We start from the raw sequence: 21,081 nt of genomic DNA on the forward strand, positions 1-21,081 counted from the left end.
CGGGTCACCGAGTCATAAGGTTGTCGTGATCTGTAACTGAGAGCAACTGTCTCTCCATCATCAGCACCCGACAAACTTCTGTCGTGACCTCGTCTATACAGTGTCGTCTAATACAGAATTGCCAGAAGCGGAGTAATCGGCACTAAAAAGCGCATTTGGAAGCTGCAAAAAGGAGAAGCCCAAAGGACAACGTACAACAAGACGAAGCCTGCAAACCAGGACGCAGCTGAAGAGTAGCGACGGATAAAAACCCATCCAGGTAGAAACAAGAGAAACAAAGGGCCGAGGGTACCACCGTAATCAGCTGCATTCACCGTCATATCCCAAGGCAAGGTGAGCAGATTTAAGACAGAGTCGGGACGCCCAAATTGCTCTAAGAAATGATCTAATCCTCTTTCGGAAACTGCATCCCAGCGATCGGCAGGGGCACCAAACAGACTGAACAGTTCTGGAAAAACTGGATTTCCTGAAGCGAGCCAGCTGCGGAGATACCAAGGAAACGGTAACACTAGGCTGCCTACACTAAGAGCGATCGCGGGGATGACAGCTTGTCGAAAGTTTTTCGTCTGGAACCAAAGCTGTAGAAATAGCCCTATCGCTGCTAGTGCCAGCACAAAGAGCGCCAAGTGTTTACTAGCCAATGCCAAGCCTAGGTTCAGTGCTGCTAAGACTAACCACTGCCAATGTCGCTCTTGTACATATTGCCACAGAGCATATAACACGAGTCCTACATGCAACGCCAAGGCTAAATCAACATAAGCGCTGGTGGCCTCCCACAAAACAATTGGAACAGTTACTAAGAAAGCACTAGCGAGCCACGGAGAAACTCCAGCAACAAAACGGCGTGTGAGCTGGTAAGTCAGAAGAACGGTCAGGGGCAAAGAAACAAAATGGAGTAATTTGGCAGCGATCGGTCCGCCTAAGGCCAAACCTGCCCCAAAAATCAACTCCCAAGTCATTGGATAAAGCGAAACATACTGAGCTGGCAGGTCTACTAAATATCCTGCTTCCAGCCACATTTCTGGAAAACTGAGGTGGTAACTGAGCGCATCAAACTCCTGCTCTGGAGCTAAAGCACACACAAATGCAATGGCGATCGCGATCAGAGTAACTCCTTGCCAAATTCGATCAGCAGGGGCCACGGTCGGGCTGAGGCGGGGTTGAGCAGCTGAGCGAAGTTGCAATGAATTGTCAGACTTGAAACAGTAGCCCAGCCACAAACTACCTGCTGCCAAGACAGTTGCGACTAAAATTTGAATACTCAAACGATAGTAAATCCCTAGGAACGCGAGTCCTAGAGAGAGATAAGCCAGCGCACCTAAGCCAATTGCACTGTGGTAGAGCCAGCGATTGCGCCAGTCCTGAAACTGCCAACGCAACAGCAATCGACAAACTCCTAGTCCCAGAAATTGAGCCGCTACCACCGTCAAGCCAGCTCCTACGATTCCTATGACACTACGCCCAACGGCTTCATGAAAGTAAGGTAACCCTGGTAATAAAACCCGGCGGATCAAGAGATAAGAGAGAGCCACATAAATTGTCAGTCCACCAAATTCAAGCAAAGTGCCATAAAGCAGTTGGGATGGTTGGGTGAATTTTTCCTGTCGTAGCAGTTGACTAATTTTTCTGCCAACCCGCTGCGCTAAAAACAGTAGTAATGCTGCTCCCAAGCCGATCCCCAACAGTGGCAGTAGATCGACTAGATTGGACCAAACTAAGGCTAAATTTTCTGTGGGTGACAACCAGACTTGGCGGTAATAAATCAGAAGTAGCCCCACCGTCCAAGCTAACCATAGAGCAAGTAGGCAGTACTGCGACCCTCTTTGGATTCTCATGGCTGATTTGCTCCTCTTAGGATGCTCGGCTGGCTTAGTCTGAGAGAATAAAAGAAGAGCCAGATTTAGGTTGCCGAGTCGCGATCGCCTAGTAGCGTGTTCCTAAAGCTGGCACTTGGGCAGGGCTAAGCCGCCAGCGATGAGGAGAAGACAGAATTCCCTTTTGCTGAATGGGTGAGCGAACCGATAAAGGATAGGCATGCCAATGGTAGTCGTAGGCATAAGCCCAGTTCTGTTCATAGATGCCCACATCCACAAAGTAGTCTCCCCCCACTAAATCAAGGCGATCGAGATGTAGTGTGATTTGGTTTTTGCCGTCGAGCAGAGGTAGCGATCGCCCTAAAGTTTCGGTACTGATATCAAAACAAGCTTGGCCGTCTTCTCGGCTGATCGTCACGCTAATGATTGGAGATTCCACTGGCTGCTCAGCTTGGTAATGAATCTCGATAGCTAAGGGAGCTCCACTCTCAATTTCACCTTGAGGTAGCAAGCGTACATTGGTAATCTCAGCTTCTAAAGAACCGAAACGGTTTTCATTGACTCGTAATTCAATCCCTGAATCGGTTAGCTTAGGAGGGCGTGTAGGAGTCCGCCGCCGAGTCTCAGAGCGCATTTCAGCCACATATTGGCCTGCAACGATTCCAGGTTCGCCATAAGCGATAATTTGGCCATCGCGTAGCCAGATTGCTTGGTCACACAGTTCTTGAATTTGTTCTGCACTGTGAGAAATTAGAATAATAGCGCAGCCTTGCTCTTTCAATTGAGCAATGCGATCCAAGCATTTGGCTTGAAAGGAGATATCCCCAACCGATAGAAATTCGTCTACTAGTAAAACTTGGGGGTCAGTATGCACCGCAACTGCAAAGGCTAGCCGCATCTGCATACCAGTACTGTAGGTTCTGAGGGGACTGTCAATAAAGGGAGCTAGTTCGGCAAACTCAACAATGGCATCAAAGCGGCGTGCCACTTCCCGCCGAGTTAATCCTGCGACTACCCCACTCACAAAAACATTCTCGCGTCCCGTTAGATCCGAGTGAAAGCCAGCTCCTAGATCTAGCAAGGCTCCAATCCGACCATTGATTTTTACTTTGCCTTCATCCGGTCGGCCCACCCCTCCAATTAGCTGGAGCAAGGTAGATTTTCCGGCTCCATTTCTGCCAATAATCCCTAGCATTTGCCCTGGCAGAACGGTAAAACTAATATCCCGTAAGGCCCAGAACTTCTCAACGGGTTGCATCCGACGCAAACCAGATAGAACGGCTTCTTGAAAAGTTAAGGGGCGATCGCCATGATATCGGGAGAACTGCTTGCCTAAACCCTGGACCGAGACTGCGTAACGCATTTACAACTCCTCCACAAAGCGATCGCTCTGCCGTCTGAAAATCTGGTGTCCAATGGGAAGCAGCACCACACTCAACGCACTCAAAATTCCTAGCGCCATCCAGTCTGGTTGTACGCCCTGGATCAAAATATCTCGGTAGGATTCCACTAAAAGCACAATTGGATTGAGGTGATAAACCAAACGTAGATTTTCCGGTACACTTTTCAGGTCGTAAAACAAGGGTGTGAGATAGAACAACAGTTGCAGAATCACCCCAAGAATGTGCTGAGTATCCCGAAACGTGACATTGACCGCGGCTAAAGGATAGGTGAGGCTGACTGTGAGTACAAACTGCAACGCTAGTAGCAGCGGCATCGCCAAGATAATTGGCTTGAGTTCGATGCCATCAATACTCATAAACACTAGCAAGATGGGCAGCGCTAAAGTAAAGTGAATCAGGCCAGTCGTGACAGTGACTGCGGGCAAGATGGCTGCGGGAAAACCAGGTTGTCGAATTAGTGCCCGGTTATTAGTGATCACACCTGTAGCTTGAAAGAGAGAGCTTTGGAACCAGTTCCACACCAATAAGCCGCTGAACACAAATGAGGAATACTTAGGAACATTAACTGGCAAGACAAGCTGGAAAACAAAGGCAAAAACAGCCAGTTGTAACAAGGGGTTAATGAGCGTCCAAGCCAGACCCAAAGCCGATCGCTTGTAAAGAATTTGGATATCACGAATTACTAATTCGCGGAGGAGATCTAATCGCTGCATCAACTTCCCCTGACGGCGTGATAGGCTAGCTGTTCTCACGACACTGCCTCTGGAGCGCTAGCTGAGTCAAGCAGTACTTCAACATCTATGTTCTCGATGCGTTGGCTGCGAAGTCGATCAAAGCTGTAGGAAAATGCTCCTACTAACAGACCTAAAACTTCTAAAGCAATCAGAGAACGAGAGAGCCGATTGGGACGCAGGAAGCGCCGCAGCACTGATTGTAAGAACCATTGGTAAAGCATGACATGCCCTACAGCCAACCAGTGAACTCTACCCTTACTAGTAGAAGCGACTAAATGAGCACCAAAACCGCAGTTATCCCTGAAAATCTCTCGTCGCAATTGAGCTAGGCTCGGTTCAGCCGTATGCCAAGCGATCGCAGCAGGTTCATATACCAAAGTATGCCCTTGGGCTAAAAGACGGTGGAACATTTCCAACTCATCGCCACCACGGCTAGGAGTACCATCTCCCAAAGCTCCATCAAAACCGCCTAGCTCAGTAAAGAGAGAGCGGCGGAAAGCCATATTAGTGCTTGTACCTAGCAGATTTGTCCATAACAAATTCCGGTTGGGCACCTCTGCATTCACAATCCGTGATTCTGAAAACACCGTTTTGCAAACGGTACGACGCTGCAACCGTTGCTTCATGCCACCGTAATGCAGCTCATACAGGTATTGTGCTTGAGTTTGTAGTTCAGCAGGTGCAGCCAATCCGGTAACGGCCATAACTTTGCTATCAGCAAAAGTTCTCGCGATCGCTTGCAACCAGAACTTATCCACTGTTACATCGTCATCAATAAAAGCGACGATGCCATGACGTGCAGCTGCAATGCCACGATTGCGCGCCCATGCTAATCCAGTTTGGCTTTCACGGACATAGCGCACTGGCAACTGAGCAACGAGTTGTGCCGTGTCATCATTACTAGGAGTTCTATCGACCACAATGATTTCGTAGCTGGGATAGTCCAGTGCCAGCAAGGATTGTAGACATTGGCTTAGAGCAGAGACGCGATCGCGGGTGCAAACGATGATGCTAATTGGCTCAGCCATAGTTGCTTGTGGCTCAAGCTCTAGGAATTGTTGCTCAACTGTCGCTGCCATCAACTCCCAGCCCAACTGTTCGGTCGCAGCTTGCTGCAATTGCTCAGCTGTCACAGCAATCTGATGACGCACAGGTAAGTAGATCCAACCCAGCGGTTTTTGGTGGTAACGCACCAAAACTTGCAGTTGATGAAAATCTTCCAGATTCCAAACAGAAGAAAGCGGCTGGCTAAAGTCTAAATCAAGTACCTTAGTTGACATAAACAAGCTCCGGAGACTGAGAAGGTTGAGCTGGAAGTTCGTAAGTAACTTGAGGCGAGGAGTTAGTGACATTAACAGCCTTGTCTAGGACCAATGCTGGGATCAACGCTGGAGCCAAAGTCGTAGCTAATGTCGGACGTAGGTGAGCGGCATGTAACCTTTCTGTTCCAGGGATGGCTGGAATGCGACCGATGATTTGTTTGCCATAGCGGAGACGAACTCCAGTAGGGCGCTCTTGCTCTAATCTGCACTCAGCCTGAGCTAACCCTGCCTTGAGATCGATTTCGATATCTAAGAGGTTGGGACTGGAAACAGGGCGAGAACCTTGTAAAAAGGTAGTTAGAGCCTGTTGAGTGCTAGAAGCTTCAGCGATGCCACGCAAATACCAGTAGCCTAAGAGGCGATCGAGCAAAGTGCGCCAGTAGCTCCGTAAGCGCATCCACTCTAAAAGATCGAGCGATCGCCGTAGTCCTTTGGCCAGCAGATCGCCAAGTGCTGGCATTTTGAATATTACAATTAGGGCCATTCGGTCAACCCAGGAGCACCGAGCAATCATGGTTGACACTAATAAAGTGGGTTTTAGCTCTGGATATTTCTGGCCCAGCTGAACATCTGCCTTGCCTTCTTGATATTTGCGACGTAACGAGCGATCGAGATCAGTTAACTCGTGGTGATAGCCCATCGCTGCTTCAGCAAACGTAAATTTTGCCTTAGCTTGCAATAACCTCATGCCTAGCTCATAGTCCTCATGGCAGCGGAACTGAGGGTCAAATTTGCCAACTGCGGCAAACAAATCTGCACTCACTGAGAAGTTGCCACTGAGCAAATCGCAGTAAGCGAAGCGATATCCAGGCTGACGCATTCTCTGAAACATAGCTTCCCACCAACCCCGTAAGGTAATTCGGAAGAAGCCTGTTTGAGTTTTTAGGATAGTGGGTAGGTAACCCAATACCACTTGATTAGCTTGTTTCTGGTGAGCTTGCACATGAGCTGCGACAAAGCCTGGAGAAGCCTCAATATCATCATCTAGAAAGATGAGTAACGGAGCTAATGCCAAGGCTGCCCCTTGATTGCGGGCAACCGCAGGTCCCTGGCTCGGTTGCTCAATCACCTTAAGCGTATAAGGCGCTTGATAAGCCTTGAGCATCTCGCTGGTGTCGTCGGTACAACCATCCGCAGCAACGATCACTTCCATCTCAGACAAAGGATAGTTTTGCTGAGCTAGGGCATCAAGGGTCCGTTTGAGAACAGCACTGCGGTTGTGGGTGGGAATAATTACACTAACAGTCGGCATGGTGTTAACGGCTTAAGGAGAACTTAGGCAGATTGTTTGCGAGCAGTTAAATAAGCTTTGGGACCAGCGAGACAACCTTGGAGTTCGGCAAGGGCGAGATCTAAGGGCAAGCTATTTGGCAGTCGGAAGATAGCGCGAAATAGATTAGGGAGTTGGTCGTGGAGAAACCATGCGATCGCAGGCTGCACCATTACCCATTCTTTTTCCACTAGCAGGGTGCGAGTCCAGAAAGCGTAAACGCCCACACCATAACCGTAGAGAGCTCGGCGCAGTTCTTCCCAAGTGCGACGATGGCGATGCCAACTCAGTGCTGTAGGTTCGTAGACAATGCGGTAACCTGCCAGCAGGATGCGAGCAAACATTTCATGGTCACCGCCAGAGCACGTAGCAGTGCCTGCATCCAGATAGGGATCAAATTCACCTACTTGTTCAAGTAAGCTGCGGCGTACCGCCATGTTAGCCCCAGCACCCACTCTGCCTGTTGCCAATGGGTTCTGTTTAGCACTCTCAAACACAACTCGGTGGAAGCCTTTGCCAAAGGGACTATAAGTTTCAAACCACTCTTGAGCTTCTGTTTCTAGCTCCAGAGGCATGGTTAAACCTGTGGTGCAGATAACGAGGGGATCGTCAAAATTAACTAAAAGCGATCGCAACCAATTTGGGTCAGGAGCCGCATCATCATCGGTGAAGGCGACAATTTCATGGTGAGCTTCTCGTAAAGCTCGGTTGCGAGCGTTGTTCAGCCCTGGGCGCTCTTCGCGCACATACCGAACTGTGGGATAGTGAGTGACTAACTCCTGAGTGGCATTAGTGGCAGGGCAGTTATCGATGACTAAAATCTCTTGACCGTCATCTGGCAGTTGAATCAGAGCATCCAGACATCGCTTTAAGTCATCGGGGCGATCGCGGGTACAGATGGCCACTGTAGCTAGAGGCAAAGCAGAAATTTTACTCTGCACTTCATCCCACTCTAGATACTCCCGCAGCCACTCTTCCCAAAGTTGAGACCCAACAGCATTGACCAACCGTTCTCGCAACTCCAGACCACTAATGTGTCCTTCTGCGACAGGCAGGAGCGCTTTGCCTAGCGGTTTGCCATTAGAGCGAATCAAAACTAATGCTTGATTGTATCGTTCTAAATTTGTAATCTCAGCGGGTAACTGTTTTAAGTCAATGTCTAGGACTGCGGTCGCCATTATTTCCCCCAAAATGCAGTCAAAAATAGTAGATTCTGTTTTCAAAAAATCCGGATAATAGTTAAAAAATTCACTTATTCTTCAGCCATCTGAAGACGTATTGAATTGATTTCCTTGCATCCACCGATGGAGTGATCTCTCTATTAGTAGTTTTATCCTGATATCAGCCTTGGAATTAATAAACTCTGGTGAAGTACTGACTACTTTTCTGTTAAGCCTAAGTGAACTTGTTGATCTAGCCCCTCGGAAGTATTTAGTAGCAAGTGAATCAGTAATCATCCCGAAAAAATTCATCATCAGTAAAATATAAAATTCTGGTCTTAGTAAAGAAGTTGTAAAGTCTACGTTGAAAGCGGCTGTCAACCAGAACAGCGAAGCTAGATAGTTTTTACCTTGGTAGCTTTGACGAGCTAAGTATAGATAGAAACTACTGCTCGACAAGCGGTAGATTAAAGCAGGGATATCAGAATATTTTTGACGGATTGCCCGGAGCATCAAGGCATGAGATTTGGCCATTGAAGTAAAATCACGGGACATGCTAGCTGGAAGCTTGCGATATCCAACTAGAAATTCTGGAACAACTCGAAATTGGTAATGTTCAGCAATTCGCAGATATAAATCCCAGTCTTCACAGCCCTGAGCATTTTGCTGCTTGAAATTGCAGTTGTAACCGCTCACCCTCTCTAAACAGCTGCGACGAATCAAGGTTGAGCTAGCATTTCCTAAAAAATAGTGGCAAAGTAGGGTTCTAAAAACAGAACCTTCGATCAGAGAAGCTCGATATTCCCCAGTTTGCCAGTCAGCCTCATCAATATCTGCTGACCAAGAATAAACGAGACCTACTGACGCAGGGGCCTGCAAAAGACAGCACACCTGTTTTTCTAAATTAGTGCGATACCAAATATCATCAGCATCAATGGGAGCGATAAATTCTCCCTTAGCTGTTTGAATCGCTAGATTACGAGCTGCTGCCACTCCTAAATTGGATTGCCGTAGTAATACAATGCGGCTATCGTTTTGACTGATTTGATTAACGATCTCAGCAGTGCGATCGCTAGAGCCATCATCAACCACTAACACTTCAATATTTTTGTAAGTTTGGTTGATTACAGACTCAAGCGTTTTAGCGATAAAACGTTCAGCATTATAAGCCGGAATAATTACAGACACTAAAGGAGTATCAGTCTCCTGGCAGCGACTCATCTTTGCAGCCTGATTAAAAGATGGATTAATGATCAAAAAGTGTTTTAGTCACAGCTCGGTCCTTACCGAGTTTCTCTTGCCAATGCAGATAATTTCCTATTAGAAAAGCAAGGCCGCTATAGATGTAATAAAGCCAGTGCATCAAAATTGCTTTTAGTGTGAAACTCAAGTCCCGCTTTTGTCTGAAAAAGCGATATACGTCTTGATTCAGAATGAGAAGGGCGATCGCCACCAGCAAAAGTCCCCACACAGCCTGAGGACTATAAAAACTGCTCAGCCCTAGCAACAGAAGCAAATAAACTGCCACAACACTAAGACGGCTAGAAACTTGAAGATTGAGATCGTTGATCATCCCAGAACGACTATCGAGCAATAATTGAGTCCAAGGGATACCGCGATCGAACAAGTCTGTTTTAATCAGGCTGTTGAGCTTCCAAGCTTTGTGATGTTTCACTTGTACCTGTTTGGCTAAAAGAATCTTGCCGCCTGCCTGCTTGATACGATAACCCAAATCAATATCTTCGATGCTGGGACGAGAATAGCGTTGGGTATCAAATCCTCCTAAAGCCAAAAAGGTAGAACGCTTCACTGCACCACAGCCTGCCCAAAAAGTAGAAGCATCTTCACATCCAGTTTGATGGGTATAGTGATGCAGTAAGTTTTTGTACTGAGCTACAAAGTTGGTGGCTTTGGGGGCATCGTCGTAAGAGCCGAACACAGCGTCTAGCGTGAGATCCTTACGCAGAACTTCTGCTAGACGGTTTAACGTTTGGCTGTTGACTTCACAGTCAGCATCAATAAAGCAAAGATATTGACCCTTAGCTACCTGAGCCCCGACGTTGCGAGCAAAGCCAGGGCCGCTCTGTGATTGATGAGTGCTGAGCACAGTGGCCCCAAACTCGGAGGCTATCTGAGCAGAGCGATCGCTAGAGCCATCATCAACTACAATCAGTTCCCAATTTTGGAAGTGCGATCGCCTAATGGCGCTCAGACAAGCCCTGAAAGCTTCACCTCCGTTATAGACTGGAACCACAATGGAGAGGAATGGATGAGAAAGAGCCTTGAGTGGTGCTGGTTGTCGCATGATCATCTGTGCCCCTACATCCAGCGACCCGCAGCCGTAGACAGAGGCTGCACTTGCGCCGCCCCTTCTGGAAATAACTTTTCAATTAAGCGGAACACATCTTCAATTACACCGTCACTATTCATGTAGTGGAACGAGCCAGTTCTACCTGCCAGATGCAGGTTATCCCACTGGTTGAGGTAGTCTTTGACTTTGCTGAGGGTTGGTTCGTATCCAACTCGGTAAACCGGATAAGCGTAAGGCACCCGCAACACCCAACTTTTGTGCACATCCGCTTTGCTGATCCAACCAATCTGATGCATTTGCTCAATCACCTTGTCCAGAATGGCGTCATCCGACATTTCCCAAGTGGGTTCGCCTCGGCTGGAAAAAATTTCGATCGCCAGAGAGGTGTAGTCATTGCTAGGAACCATTTCTGGCGACCAATTTTTGGGTTCATGAGTGCGACCAAAAATTAGGTCTTTCATGGGAAAGTAGGTCCAGCTATCCTGGCTGACTTGTGGGCGTTTGAGCGCTACAAACAAACAAATGATGTCTCGGTACTCCAAGTTGTAACTCTGTAAAATCTCTTGGCTACCAAGCTCTTCGGGAATCGCTTGCAGTAGGGAGTTGAGTGGAATCGTAGAAACAATTTGATCTGCTTTCAAGGTCAGCGTGGTGCCGTCTTGATGACGAACATTAACTTCAAAACCTTGAGTGAGGGGTGTGCAGCTCAGCAAAGAAGTATGGGTGTGAATCGTGCCGCCCATCGCCAAGATGTTCTCACGCAAGGCATCTGGAATCATGCCAAACCCAGCGCGTGGGTAGTAGAACTCAGAGATGGCAGTAGCAGGCGTTTCTTTAGCTGGAGCGATCGCCTGCTTCACCATTCGCCATAGGCTAGGAATGCCAATCCGTTGAGAAGCCCAAGTCGCAGAGAGCTGGTCGCAGGCAATACCCCAAACTTTCTCGGTGTAGGGTTGGAAAAATACTTCGTACAGTGCCCGACCGTAGCGTTTAATTACCCAATCTTCAAAAGAAATATCCTGACGAGTCTTTTCAGTAAATTTAGCTACTAGGTAACTAAACACCATCTGGGCTGCTTTAAGCGGCGAAAAAATGGATAGCGCTCCCGGCAGTTGAATGGGATAGTTAACAAATTGCTGGTTTAAATAAATGTGGCTAGTGCGAGGTACTACTCGTAAATCCTTGCCTAATAAATCTTTAAGCCATTGCACAACCGTGGGATTGTTGCTGTGAAACCGATGCCCACCGATATCGAAGCGAAAGCCATCTTGCTCGAAGGTTCGTGCGAGTCCTCCCACTTCAGCGCCTTGCTCAATCAGCGTGACTTTGCAGCCTCGCTTTAAGAGTTCCTGAGCTGCGGCCAGACCTGCAAGACCACCCCCTAAAATCACAAAATTTTGCCTAGATCTCGTTCCGAAGTAGACAGTTTCAGAATCTATAGCATCTCTCAAAACTTTCGCGGCGATCATCCAGGTAATACTCCAGCAAAGTCAATGTTCACAGTCAACTTGTCCACGCTGAGACTGTAGCTAAACCCGAAAGCGTCAGAAATTCTGGCACAGGCCAACCCTGCTCCGAAACTTCCATTAAGGGGTAGAGTTCTCGCGTTAAATTTTTAGGAATTCTGGGACTTAATCACTGAATCTCCGACCTCGGTATAAATCTACCAATAGGGTGAGGCTCTGTAGTCCTATCAGGGCTGATAGAAATAACTTTGGCACTAAGCTCTAGAGTTTCACAGGGCTGCTACTGAAAGTTTATTAAAAGGAAATATGCCTAGCCATACATACTGAGGGGAAAAATTGCTTAGGCTCCTACTGATTCATAGCTTCAAGCTCTTTAGAATACTTCTTCAGTATGTAAAGTTGCGATTAAATCCTTAAGGCACGGTATTTACTGAGCTAGGAAGCACTTCAGGCTTGCGTACGAATCCTGCGGGAAGACCACGGACAGGACCACGTAGCCATATGTCCTTAGCAGGCTGAGGAGAGCAAGGCAGTTCTGCTGCCCAGCAAGCTCCCTTGGAGTTTTGAGGCGAGGAATAAACAACATTGTTAACTTGTTGTTGTGTCAATTTGGTCTTAGGCAGTGCAGGTGGTAAGACAAGACGCGATCGCACTGGGGGCTGACTCAAAGCCACGAGTACCAAGGTGCCCGAACACAACAACACCCAAGATTGCCATCGATGTTTTTGGCGGTGGGGATTAGCCGTAAATCGTTTGTTCAGCTCAATACAACGGTTTTGCAGCTTGGCATGAAACAAAATGGCAACGGACAAGACAGGTAAAAGCACAACGTAGCCAATCCCAAATCTTAAGAGGGGAGATTGCAACATCATGAAGCTGGTGCCAACTACAGCTAACCCCAACACCCAAAGCTGTCCCTGATTTTGTTGCGAGATGACAGTCCGAAAGACATAAATCATGGAAACGATCGAAAGCCCAATTAATAAAACAATTAATTTGCTAGAGCCGATCGCATTGAACCACTGCCAAAACAGCCACAAAGTCGCAGAAACTCCGGTAGGAGCTGAACCAAACCAAGTCCCCCACCCACGCGTCACTTCGGCCAGTTGCTTTGCCTCTTGCACCGTTTGGGACCAGGGCAAATCAAGGCAGAGGAAAGTAGAGGGATAAAGCGGACATCCAGAAGTCACAAGGCTAAATAGCAACATGGGTAGCAGCAAACCTGCCAAAACCGCACCACCCACTAGTAACCGCTTGAAGCTTGGGCGCTTAGCTACTAGATAAAATAAGCTAGCAATTAATAAAATTGGCAACGCAGTCAGCTTAATCGTGACGGCTCCAGCTGCCAAAATTAGCGGAATTAGTTCAGGCTCTAAAATACTTTTTGGCCCTGCATTCACAGAATCGGTCCGTTGCTCAGAAATCACTAAAATACTCCAAGCTACGACTCCCGTTAAAAAAATGACGGGGATGTCTGGCGAGGGAGATACCAAAATGACTGACAGCAAGTGGGTAAACAACAGCGGTGGCAGCACTAAGCCAAAAAACAAGGTAGCAAACCAATCGCTGAGCTTAGCCTGAGCTGTGAAGCTTCGAGTCAAACTGACCCAGAAATGTAATACGGCTAAAAGTATGGCAAAGCCATTAGGCAAAGCGCTAACGCGTCCTCCTAAACCCACGGGATTCAAAGGAGCCGCTAGAGCAAACCAAGATGAAGCAAAACCGAACTGTTTTTTCAACAGCGCTAGACCCGGTACTGTACCGAATTCGGACAGCCAACGAATGCTGCCGTAGTGATAAATGCCAGTATCGATCCAAGTAACCTGTCGAGTGGTAATAACCGCGATCGCCAAGGTAAGGATTGAAATTCCTAAAATTAGCCGAGGTGATAGATTGACCCGCCAGGCTACAACTTCTTGACGGGCTGATCGCGGCAATAGTGAAGCAGCAACTAAAGCAACGGTAACCAACCCACCGACTACAGGTGATAGGGGCAATAAGAGAGAGGTGCCTAGCAGTGCTACTGCCAGAACTATCAAACCTAACCAAAGTGCTGCCATCGGGCGATGGGGCGATCGCTCAAAACAGTCTGCCTGCAATAGGTTTAGCAGAGCTACACCAATCGGCCAGCAAGCCATACTTAACAGAGTCCAGGCAGCAATAAAGTAAAGCATGAAGGCTAGTTGTGAACTGAAGCTAGGCTAGCATTGCCGCTTGGTTGAGCCTCTAGCTTGAGGAGATTCAAACCATTGCCTTATAAAGGTTTTTGTTTATTCAATCGGAATACAGTGCCTCAAAGATGCAGCGATCGCGACTACTCTACTCGGTCTACGGTCCTTGCTCAAACCACAATGCAGAGAATGATGATGTCTTTGTCGGCGTCGTGAGAACCGTGTTTCAGTTCTAACCAGGTATATAACCAGTTATCTACTCAGGCGATCGCCTAACTCGGGAAGATCGCTCGGCCAGCTTTAACTAGCTGCGAGGTGTAGGAGCCGTCAGAGCGGGTCGAGTGTAAGCACGCAGCAGCGTCAGGAACGTTTGCTGATTAAAACTACGGGGGTCTTTGCGAGATCCAGAGCGATCGACTGCTTGATGAGTGGTAATCCTCGATTCGGGCACAGCGGCTCTTGCAACTAACCAACTCAGCGATTCATATTGAGCAGCTGTGTAACCGCTGTGACGGTTGCCGTTATTGCGACCATCGGGAGGCGTTTCTAAGGAGATATGGTAAGCAAAATTATTGACAGAGGGAGGAAATTTGGGATGCGTTTTCACTGCCTCTGGACCATTCGGGCCATTAAACACCGAGTTGCCTGCCCCAAAGGCTCGCTTATCGGGGGAAACGAGATACACAATCGTCCCATCCTGAGTAATTAATGCGTGGTAGCTTGCCTGGTCTTCGTCTCTAGGATGTGGAGTTTGAAAGAATGAGATGGTGCTGTTCGCCGAGCTGACGGTTTCATGCAGCACGACAATCGGTGCATGGGCAGCAGAACGACCATACACATCTTTGAGCACTCGCTCTCCATAATTCGTGGGATCTGCAAAAGCGACCAGTTCTCTGGGTTGATAAGCTGGGACTGCGGGGGGTCTTGTCGGTGGCTGAGAGGAGGCAGGGGGCGCAGGCTGCGATCGAATGGGCTGCGATCGAACGGGCCGAGAGACTTGCGGCGGCACTGGCTGAACGGTGGGGGAAGCGGACAGCGGGACAGTAGGCACAATGACACTAGACTGAATGCTAGCTCGACTATCAGAGGGTCGCATTTGGCTAGGTGGCACTTGGGCGATCGCAATTTGCTGAGGTTGATTCGCCAGAATCTCGGCATCTCCAGGTTGGATGGTTGTTACGGCATAAACCAACCACACCACACTAATCACAACAGTCGCCAAGACAGCTTTTAATTGATTATCAAGACTCTGAAACCGACGTAGAAAATTCATAGAGTTTTGAGTAAGGGTTAGGGAGTTGCCAATAGAAGAACACTGCTAGTAGTTTTGAGACCTAACTTATGTTTAACGCTCAGTCTAACCAGGCTCAGGACAGAATGGCAGAGATTATTGCTCCTGAAATATTGCAAGCCTAAATAGTTTATGAGAGGCGCACTTCATCAGCTTACGGCTGGTGATGGAGCCATTGATTTAGACATAAGAAAACCCCATCCAGTTTCTGAAATTTGGATGGGGAGATCAGGCTAGTTTAAGAACTTAGGTCAGTGGTTGAAATAGCTAACTTTGGCAGAATTGGTAAATAGATTTTCGCTGGGTAAGCAAAATAATCTATCTACTTCTAGTCGTTACCCGTCACTTTTTCAATTAGCTGCTTTGCCCCTTTGATAATTCCTGAGTTTGGCTGCTGCTCTTGATAGGATTCTAGATTTTTTTCGTACTCTTGCTCCAAAGCACTGGAATCTTTAGCGACTTTTGTGGCGTTGTTGTAAGCTTGCTCACGCTTTTCAACCGACTGCTTCTCTGCCTTAGATGGGTTGGCTTGGTCAGCTCTGAAGTTAGGTACGTTTGCGTCGCCCGCATAGCTAGCTTGCGAAATGATTAGGCTCGATAAGCTCAGTAAGCCAACCAGCGCTATCACTACTAGACTACTGCGAACAAACTGTCCAATAGCGGTAAGAATTCGTTGCATACCCATTTCCTCGTGATTCTAGTTAGACTTTGCAGGCCTTGATCAATACAACCAGCAGCGCGATCGATAACAGCGGTATCAATATCCTTTTGACACGAATCCTACGGCGTCTTAGGAAGCAGCGCCGTCTACCAGAAGGTACATTACTCTTGGCCAAAGAATTACGAAGTATGAATGCTAGGCCCAGGGAGTTAATTAGATACTTGTACGATCGCCCTTAGCAGCACCTCAAGAGCAGCACCTCAAGAGCGATCGCGTAGCTTAAGTTTAAGGAATTTGCTCTAAATGGTGCTTCCAATCATCCGGAGTGCTTCTATAACTTTAGATATAGATGGCAAAATTTTTGAGGTTTCGCGGTCGCACGACCATCTAGAGGGCAGGTTGACAGAAGTCACTCCGCTTCAGCCGACTGAAACTTCCACAGCATCATGGAAGGCCTCAAGTCTGCTACTGTGACTGGCGATTAGTGTTTGGTTCGTAGTGTTTGAGAGCAATCTCAACCAAGATTTGCTGATGAAAGATGAAGACAAAACCAGAGAGCAACTCCTCGACGAAATTGCAGCACTACGGCAGCAAAATCATGAACTGGAGGTTTTGCATCAGCATACCCAGGCACTAAAGCAAGCAGAGGCTGAGCGCCAACAACTGCTGTTGCGCGAGCAGGCCGCTCGGACAGTCGCAGAATCAGCCGAAAGACGAGCCGCATTTTTAGCAGAAGCCAGCCGAGTTCTGGCTAGTTCTCTCGACTACGAAGCGACCTTGGAAAGTGTGGCTCAACTCGCCGTCCCGCCGATCGCTGATTGGTGTTTGGTGGATGTCTTAAATCAGGACGGGACCTTGCGACGCTTAGCCATTGCCCACCCCGACGCCACGAAAGTAGCCCAAGCTTGGCAGCTAAATCAGCTTTATCCTCCCCCAACTGACGCTGCCTCTGGGCCTGCCTATGCGGTACGAACGAGAGCCTCAGAACTGATTCCTCATATCTCTGAGGAGATGTTAGTTGCTTATGCTCAGAACGCTGAACATTTAGAGCTGTTGCGGAGTTTGAGTTGCCAATCTGCAATGGTGGTGCCGCTGATTGCTCGCGATCGCGTCTTAGGAGTGATTACCTTCGCCACGGCTGAATCAAAGTGGCAGTACAACACAGTAGATCTGGTTTTGGCAGAAGATTTAGCGCAACGAGCCGCGATCGCCGTAGATAATGCCCGTCTCTATCAAACTGCCCAAGCCGCTCTGCAAGAACGAGAAGCAGGATTGCGGCTCCAGCAAAGCGTTGAGCAAAAGCTGACTTTGTTAGTCGAAGCTTCTAGTACCTTAATTAGTTCTCTAGAGCTGACCGTACTGCTGCCTAAGATTTTAGACCTGTCTTGCAATCTCATTGCTGCTGATGCTTATGCCGTCTGGCGTTTCCTACCCTCCCTAAACAAATGGCAAGTTGTTTCAGCCGCCGGATTGTCCGAGGCTTACCAACAATCTGTGATTCAGGTGACAACTGCTACACCCACGATGCCCGACGAACCATTTGTGATCGAGGATGTAGAACAGTCGCCCCTCCTAGAAATGCGCAAAGCGGGCTATCGCCAAGAAGGAATCATGGCGCTCCTAGTACTACCGCTAAAAATTCATGGAGAAACCTCTGGGACTTTGGTGTTTTATTACCACCAACCCCACCCATTCCACGATACCGAAATCCGAGTGGGGATGGCCTTGGCTAACTTGTCGGCTTCAGCCATCGGCACAACCGAGCTATATCAGGAGCAGAGACGCCTACGCGCAGAAGCAGAAGCAGCCAACCGCATCAAAGACGAATTTTTGGCGGTGCTCTCTCACGAATTACGCACCCCTCTGAATCCCATTTTGGGCTGGGCCAAGTTACTCAGAGGCGGCAAGCTAGAACCCGCCAAAGTGGATTTAGCCCTAGAAACCATTGAGCGCAATGCCAAGCTGCAAACTCAGCTCATCGAAGATCTGCTCGATGTCTCTCGGATTCTCCAAGGGAAGCTGACCTTGACGGCTCATCCCGTGAATTTAGTAGCTGTGATTGCCGCTGCGATCGAAACAGTCCGGTTGGCAGCAGAAGCTAAATCGATTCGCATTCACACCTTCTTCGAGGACGGCGTTGGTCAAGTTCTGGGGGATCAAAACCGACTCCAACAAGTAATTTGGAATTTGCTGTCTAATGCAGTAAAGTTCACCCCCGCAGGCGGGCAAGTAGAAGTAAAGCTAGAACAAATAGGGAGTCAAGCCCAAATTCGCGTGAGTGATACGGGCAAGGGTATCGCCCCAGAATTTCTGTCCTATATCTTTGACTACTTTCGCCAAGCAGACAGCACCACCACTCGCATCTTCGGCGGCTTAGGTCTAGGACTGGCGATCGCTCGGCATTTGGTAGAGCTGCATGGTGGCATGATTCAAGCTGCTAGCGCCGGAGAAGGGCAAGGAGCCACCTTTGTCATCCGTTTACCACTGTGGCAAGTTGAAGAAAGGGATCAGCATGAACTGCTCCCTGGGGATGCTCCCGTTCTCAGCCTGCAACCCTGGCTAATAGCCGTGAGAATTTTGCTGGTGGATGATGATGCCGACACCAGAGAAGTGGTGGAGTTCATCTTGAGCCAAGCAGGCGCAACCGTCACTGCTGTAAGTTCTGCGGGAGCAGCCTTAGAAGCGCTGAGCCAAGCTCAACATGATTTGCTTTTGAGTGACATTGGCATGCCGCAAATGGACGGTTATATGCTGATTCGTCAAGTGCGATCGCTGCCCCCCGAGCAAGGTGGCAGTATTCCCGCGATCGCCCTAACCGCCTATGCAGGAGAGCTGAATCAGCAACAAGTGCTAGCGGCTGGTTTCCAACAGCATGTCGCCAAACCCATCGAGCCTGATTATCTAATTAAGGCGATCGCCCAACTGATGGGACGAGTGGATTAGAGCGCCAGAGGCTACAAACTTCTAGAATAAAGCGTTTGCTCTTGATCTATGTCCTTGGAATCGCAGCGACTCCCCCACTACACCGCCAAAACAGTACGCGAAAACGGCAAACAATATTATGTCAATAACCAAGGTAGACGTTTACCGAGTGTCACCACCATTCTCAATGCCACTAAACCCCAGGCTCATCGCGAAGCTTTAGCAAATTGGCGCGATCGCGTAGGGGCCGCCGAAGCCACTCGCATTTCTGGGGCCGCAAGCCGACGCGGGACAGGCACCCACAAGCAAATCCAGCGTTATTTGTCCGGTGAAGCAGTGGTTTGCTCAGAAACCGTGCAACCTTATTGGGACAGTGTCGCACCCGTGTTGCAGGAAATTCACCAGATTCGCTTAGTCGAAGGCTTCGTATTTCATGAAGACTTGGGTTACGCCGGACAGGTAGACTGTGTTGCCAGCTATCAAGGCGTGCCCTGTGTCTGTGAGTGGAAAACAGCAGATAAGCCAAAGCAAACCATAGAGCGGCTGTACGATTATCCCTTACAGTTAGTTGCCTATTTAGGCGCAGCTAATCAGCTATATCAAGACCACGAACTAAACTTGGCGCACGGATTGTTAGTTGTGGCTCTTCCTGGCCTAGCAGCCGAAGTGTTTTGGTTTGACTCAGAAACCCTCAGTGCTTACTGGCAAGAATGGGAAGCCAGAGTCGCAGAATTTTGGCGGCGGGCAAGGTATTGGGGGAAAGGGGAAGGATGAAGGATAAAGGATGAAAAGGTTAGAGCGTAGAAACCTGCGATCGCTGCTCTCTGCGCTAAGTATTATTGCCTTATTGCTCAAAAATCTGTAACATACAGAACAATTCATCATCAAATTTTGTGTATCACCTGTCCCCATAGACAAGGGCTTACACGACTCTCCTATGAAAAGCCACTTTCTCAACCTGCGTAGAGTAGAGCTAGATCAGTCATTACCAGCTTCACCCCCACGCCGCTTTAAGGCAAATAACATCAGGCGGTTTGTTCGGGTCAAGCGATGGCCTCAGCGATGGAACAACTATGTTGGCAAAATGCGGGGAACACCCATTCAACTGCCGCAGCCGAATTATAAATATGTGTTGTGGTCATGGTTGGGCGCTTTCTTAGCGATCGCCACCACCGGATACAGTTCGGCGATCGCTCAAGCTCCAATGTTGATTGCGCCGTTTGGAGCTACCTGCGTTTTAGCTTTCGCAGCGCCTGAAAGTCCTTTGGCTCAACCGCGTAACATTGTGGGTGGCCACTGTCTAGCGAGTCTGATTGGCTTGGCTTGCTTGCATCTGTTTGGCTCGGAGGCTTGGGTGATGGCGCTGGCAGTAGCAACCGCGATCGGTTGTATGCAGTTGACTCATACGCTGCATCCACCCGCCGGAGCTGACCCACTCGTGATCATCATGACAGGGGCAAGTTGGAAATTTTTCTTTACCCCAGTACTGACAGGCTCGATTTTGCTGGTGTTGTGCGCGGTCGTATTTAATAACCTGGCAGAAGATCGAAAATATCCTAAGTACTGGCTTTAGGAATTACGACCCGAAAAACGCAGCAAAAAGACGCGGCAAGCTAAGAATCGTTGCAGTCAAACCCAAAGGTGATAAACCATGCGACTTTGCAAGGGAAGATGGATATAGGCCACAATATTGGTTCTAGCTCACATTACTGACCTTGCATCTTTGTTAGCGACATCTATGAAGTCTTATCTGGCTGCCGCCATTCAAATGAATAGTCTGCCTAATTTGGAAAAAAATTTAGTGCAGGCAGAAGAACTGATCGACCTTGCAGTGCGGCAGGGCGCAGAATTAATCGGGTTGCCAGAAAATTTTTCCTTTTTAGGAGATGAGGACGCCAAGCTGGATCAAGCAGAAGCGATCGCCGTTGAGAGCGAAAAATTCCTCAAAACAATGGCTCAGCGTTTTCAAGTCACCATCTTGGGCGGTGGGTTTCCGGTTCCTGTCGGCAATGGCAAAGTTTACAACACAGCCTTGTTGATTGATCCGAGCGGACAAGAGTTGGCTCGCTACGAAAAGGCACATTTGTTTGACGTTGACCTACCGGACGGCAACACCTACCGCGAATCTAGCAGTGTACTCGCAGGCATGCGGGTGCCGCCCATCCATCCTTCTAAGGAGTTGGGCCAGATTGGGCTGTCGGTGTGTTACGACGTACGCTTTCCAGAGCTATATCGGCATTTGTCTCAAATGGGTGCGGAAGTGCTTTTTGTGCCTGCTGCATTCACAGCCTATACAGGCAAAGACCATTGGCAAGTTTTGCTGCAAGCTAGAGCGATCGAAAATACTTGTTATGTGGTTGCACCCGCCCAAACAGGTCGCCACAACAGCATACGGCAGTCACACGGCCATGCCATGATCATTGACCCCTGGGGCGTGATTTTAGCGGATGCGGGAGATAAACCAGGGATTGCGATCGCCTCGATTGAACCTGCGCGTCTAGATCAAGTCCGTCGTCAAATGCCTTCCTTGCAGCATCGCGTGTTTGTCTAAATCCA

At 48.5% G+C, this 21,081-nt stretch carries 17 protein-coding genes; 5 read left to right on the forward strand and 12 right to left on the reverse strand.

Going from position 1 to position 21,081, the window contains the following annotated elements:
- Nucleotides 1–107 precede the first annotated feature (107 nt).
- From NDA01_RS12890 to NDA01_RS12935, 10 genes are all read right to left on the reverse strand, one after another.
- On the reverse strand, nt 108–1,835 hold the full coding sequence (locus NDA01_RS12890) for a phospholipid carrier-dependent glycosyltransferase (RefSeq protein ID WP_348228252.1): 1,728 nt from the start codon (nt 1,833–1,835) through the stop codon (nt 108–110).
- An 88-nt stretch (nt 1,836–1,923) separates the two neighbouring features.
- Nucleotides 1,924–3,177 (reverse strand): ABC transporter ATP-binding protein, encoded by a 1,254-nt coding sequence (locus NDA01_RS12895; protein ID WP_348228253.1) that lies wholly within the window; start codon nt 3,175–3,177, stop codon nt 1,924–1,926.
- Nucleotides 3,178–3,969 (reverse strand): ABC transporter permease, encoded by a 792-nt coding sequence (locus tag NDA01_RS12900; RefSeq protein WP_313930121.1) that lies wholly within the window; start codon nt 3,967–3,969, stop codon nt 3,178–3,180.
- Nucleotides 3,966–5,231, reverse strand: a complete 1,266-nt coding sequence (locus tag NDA01_RS12905; RefSeq protein WP_348228254.1) for a glycosyltransferase family 2 protein — start codon at nt 5,229–5,231, stop codon at nt 3,966–3,968. Before NDA01_RS12905 ends, NDA01_RS12900 begins: the two co-directional genes overlap by 4 nt.
- Complete coding sequence (locus tag NDA01_RS12910; RefSeq protein WP_348228255.1) at nt 5,221–6,525, reverse strand: glycosyltransferase family 2 protein; 1,305 nt, start codon at nt 6,523–6,525, stop codon at nt 5,221–5,223. The genes NDA01_RS12905 and NDA01_RS12910 overlap by 11 nt, the downstream gene beginning before the upstream one ends.
- 23 nt (nt 6,526–6,548) lie before the next feature.
- On the reverse strand, nt 6,549–7,721 hold the full coding sequence (locus NDA01_RS12915) for a glycosyltransferase family 2 protein (RefSeq protein WP_348228256.1): 1,173 nt from the start codon (nt 7,719–7,721) through the stop codon (nt 6,549–6,551).
- Nucleotides 7,722–7,802: 81 nt separating this feature from the next.
- Nucleotides 7,803–8,960, reverse strand: coding sequence for a glycosyltransferase family 2 protein (locus NDA01_RS12920; protein WP_348228257.1), 1,158 nt, complete (start codon nt 8,958–8,960; stop codon nt 7,803–7,805).
- Nucleotides 8,950–10,008, reverse strand: a complete 1,059-nt coding sequence (locus NDA01_RS12925; protein WP_348228258.1) for a glycosyltransferase family 2 protein — start codon at nt 10,006–10,008, stop codon at nt 8,950–8,952. Before NDA01_RS12925 ends, NDA01_RS12920 begins: the two co-directional genes overlap by 11 nt.
- A 14-nt stretch (nt 10,009–10,022) precedes the next feature.
- Nucleotides 10,023–11,405 (reverse strand): FAD-dependent oxidoreductase, encoded by a 1,383-nt coding sequence (locus NDA01_RS12930; RefSeq protein WP_348228259.1) that lies wholly within the window; start codon nt 11,403–11,405, stop codon nt 10,023–10,025.
- A gap of 488 nt (nt 11,406–11,893) precedes the next feature.
- Nucleotides 11,894–13,654, reverse strand: coding sequence for an LIC_10190 family membrane protein (locus tag NDA01_RS12935; RefSeq protein ID WP_348228260.1), 1,761 nt, complete (start codon nt 13,652–13,654; stop codon nt 11,894–11,896).
- A 92-nt stretch (nt 13,655–13,746) separates the two neighbouring features.
- Here NDA01_RS12935 and NDA01_RS12940 point away from each other — a divergent pair, with 92 nt between their 5' ends.
- The gene (locus NDA01_RS12940) at nt 13,747–13,887 is read left to right on the forward strand and encodes a hypothetical protein (RefSeq protein ID WP_348228261.1); all 141 of its coding nucleotides are present in this window, start codon (nt 13,747–13,749) and stop codon (nt 13,885–13,887) included.
- Between the two features lie 68 nt (nt 13,888–13,955).
- Here NDA01_RS12940 and NDA01_RS12945 read toward each other — a convergent pair whose 3' ends face one another.
- Both NDA01_RS12945 and NDA01_RS12950 read right to left on the reverse strand, forming a co-directional pair.
- Nucleotides 13,956–14,924, reverse strand: coding sequence for a peptidoglycan recognition protein family protein (locus tag NDA01_RS12945; protein ID WP_348228262.1), 969 nt, complete (start codon nt 14,922–14,924; stop codon nt 13,956–13,958).
- Nucleotides 14,925–15,270: 346 nt separating this feature from the next.
- Nucleotides 15,271–15,621: a hypothetical protein gene (locus tag NDA01_RS12950; RefSeq protein ID WP_348228263.1), complete on the reverse strand. Its 351-nt coding sequence runs from the start codon at nt 15,619–15,621 to the stop codon at nt 15,271–15,273.
- Between the two features lie 480 nt (nt 15,622–16,101).
- Between NDA01_RS12950 and NDA01_RS12955 the strand changes: the two genes are divergently transcribed.
- From NDA01_RS12955 to NDA01_RS12970, 4 genes are all read left to right on the forward strand, one after another.
- A complete protein-coding gene (locus NDA01_RS12955; RefSeq protein WP_348228264.1) occupies nt 16,102–18,546 on the forward strand; it encodes a hybrid sensor histidine kinase/response regulator in 2,445 nt (814 codons plus the stop codon).
- Nucleotides 18,547–18,594: 48 nt separating this feature from the next.
- Nucleotides 18,595–19,299 carry a PD-(D/E)XK nuclease family protein gene (locus tag NDA01_RS12960; protein WP_348228265.1) on the forward strand — a complete coding sequence of 235 codons (705 nt, stop codon included), beginning with the start codon at nt 18,595–18,597 and terminating at the stop codon, nt 19,297–19,299.
- Between the two features lie 163 nt (nt 19,300–19,462).
- Nucleotides 19,463–20,098 carry an HPP family protein gene (locus NDA01_RS12965; RefSeq protein WP_348228266.1) on the forward strand — a complete coding sequence of 212 codons (636 nt, stop codon included), beginning with the start codon at nt 19,463–19,465 and terminating at the stop codon, nt 20,096–20,098.
- A gap of 165 nt (nt 20,099–20,263) precedes the next feature.
- Nucleotides 20,264–21,076, forward strand: a complete 813-nt coding sequence (locus NDA01_RS12970) for a carbon-nitrogen hydrolase family protein (RefSeq protein WP_190434786.1) — start codon at nt 20,264–20,266, stop codon at nt 21,074–21,076.
- Nucleotides 21,077–21,081 lie beyond the last annotated feature (5 nt).

It is taken from the genome of Trichocoleus desertorum AS-A10, assembly GCF_039962155.1.
Classification (GTDB): Bacteria; Cyanobacteriota; Cyanobacteriia; order FACHB-46; family FACHB-46; genus Trichocoleus.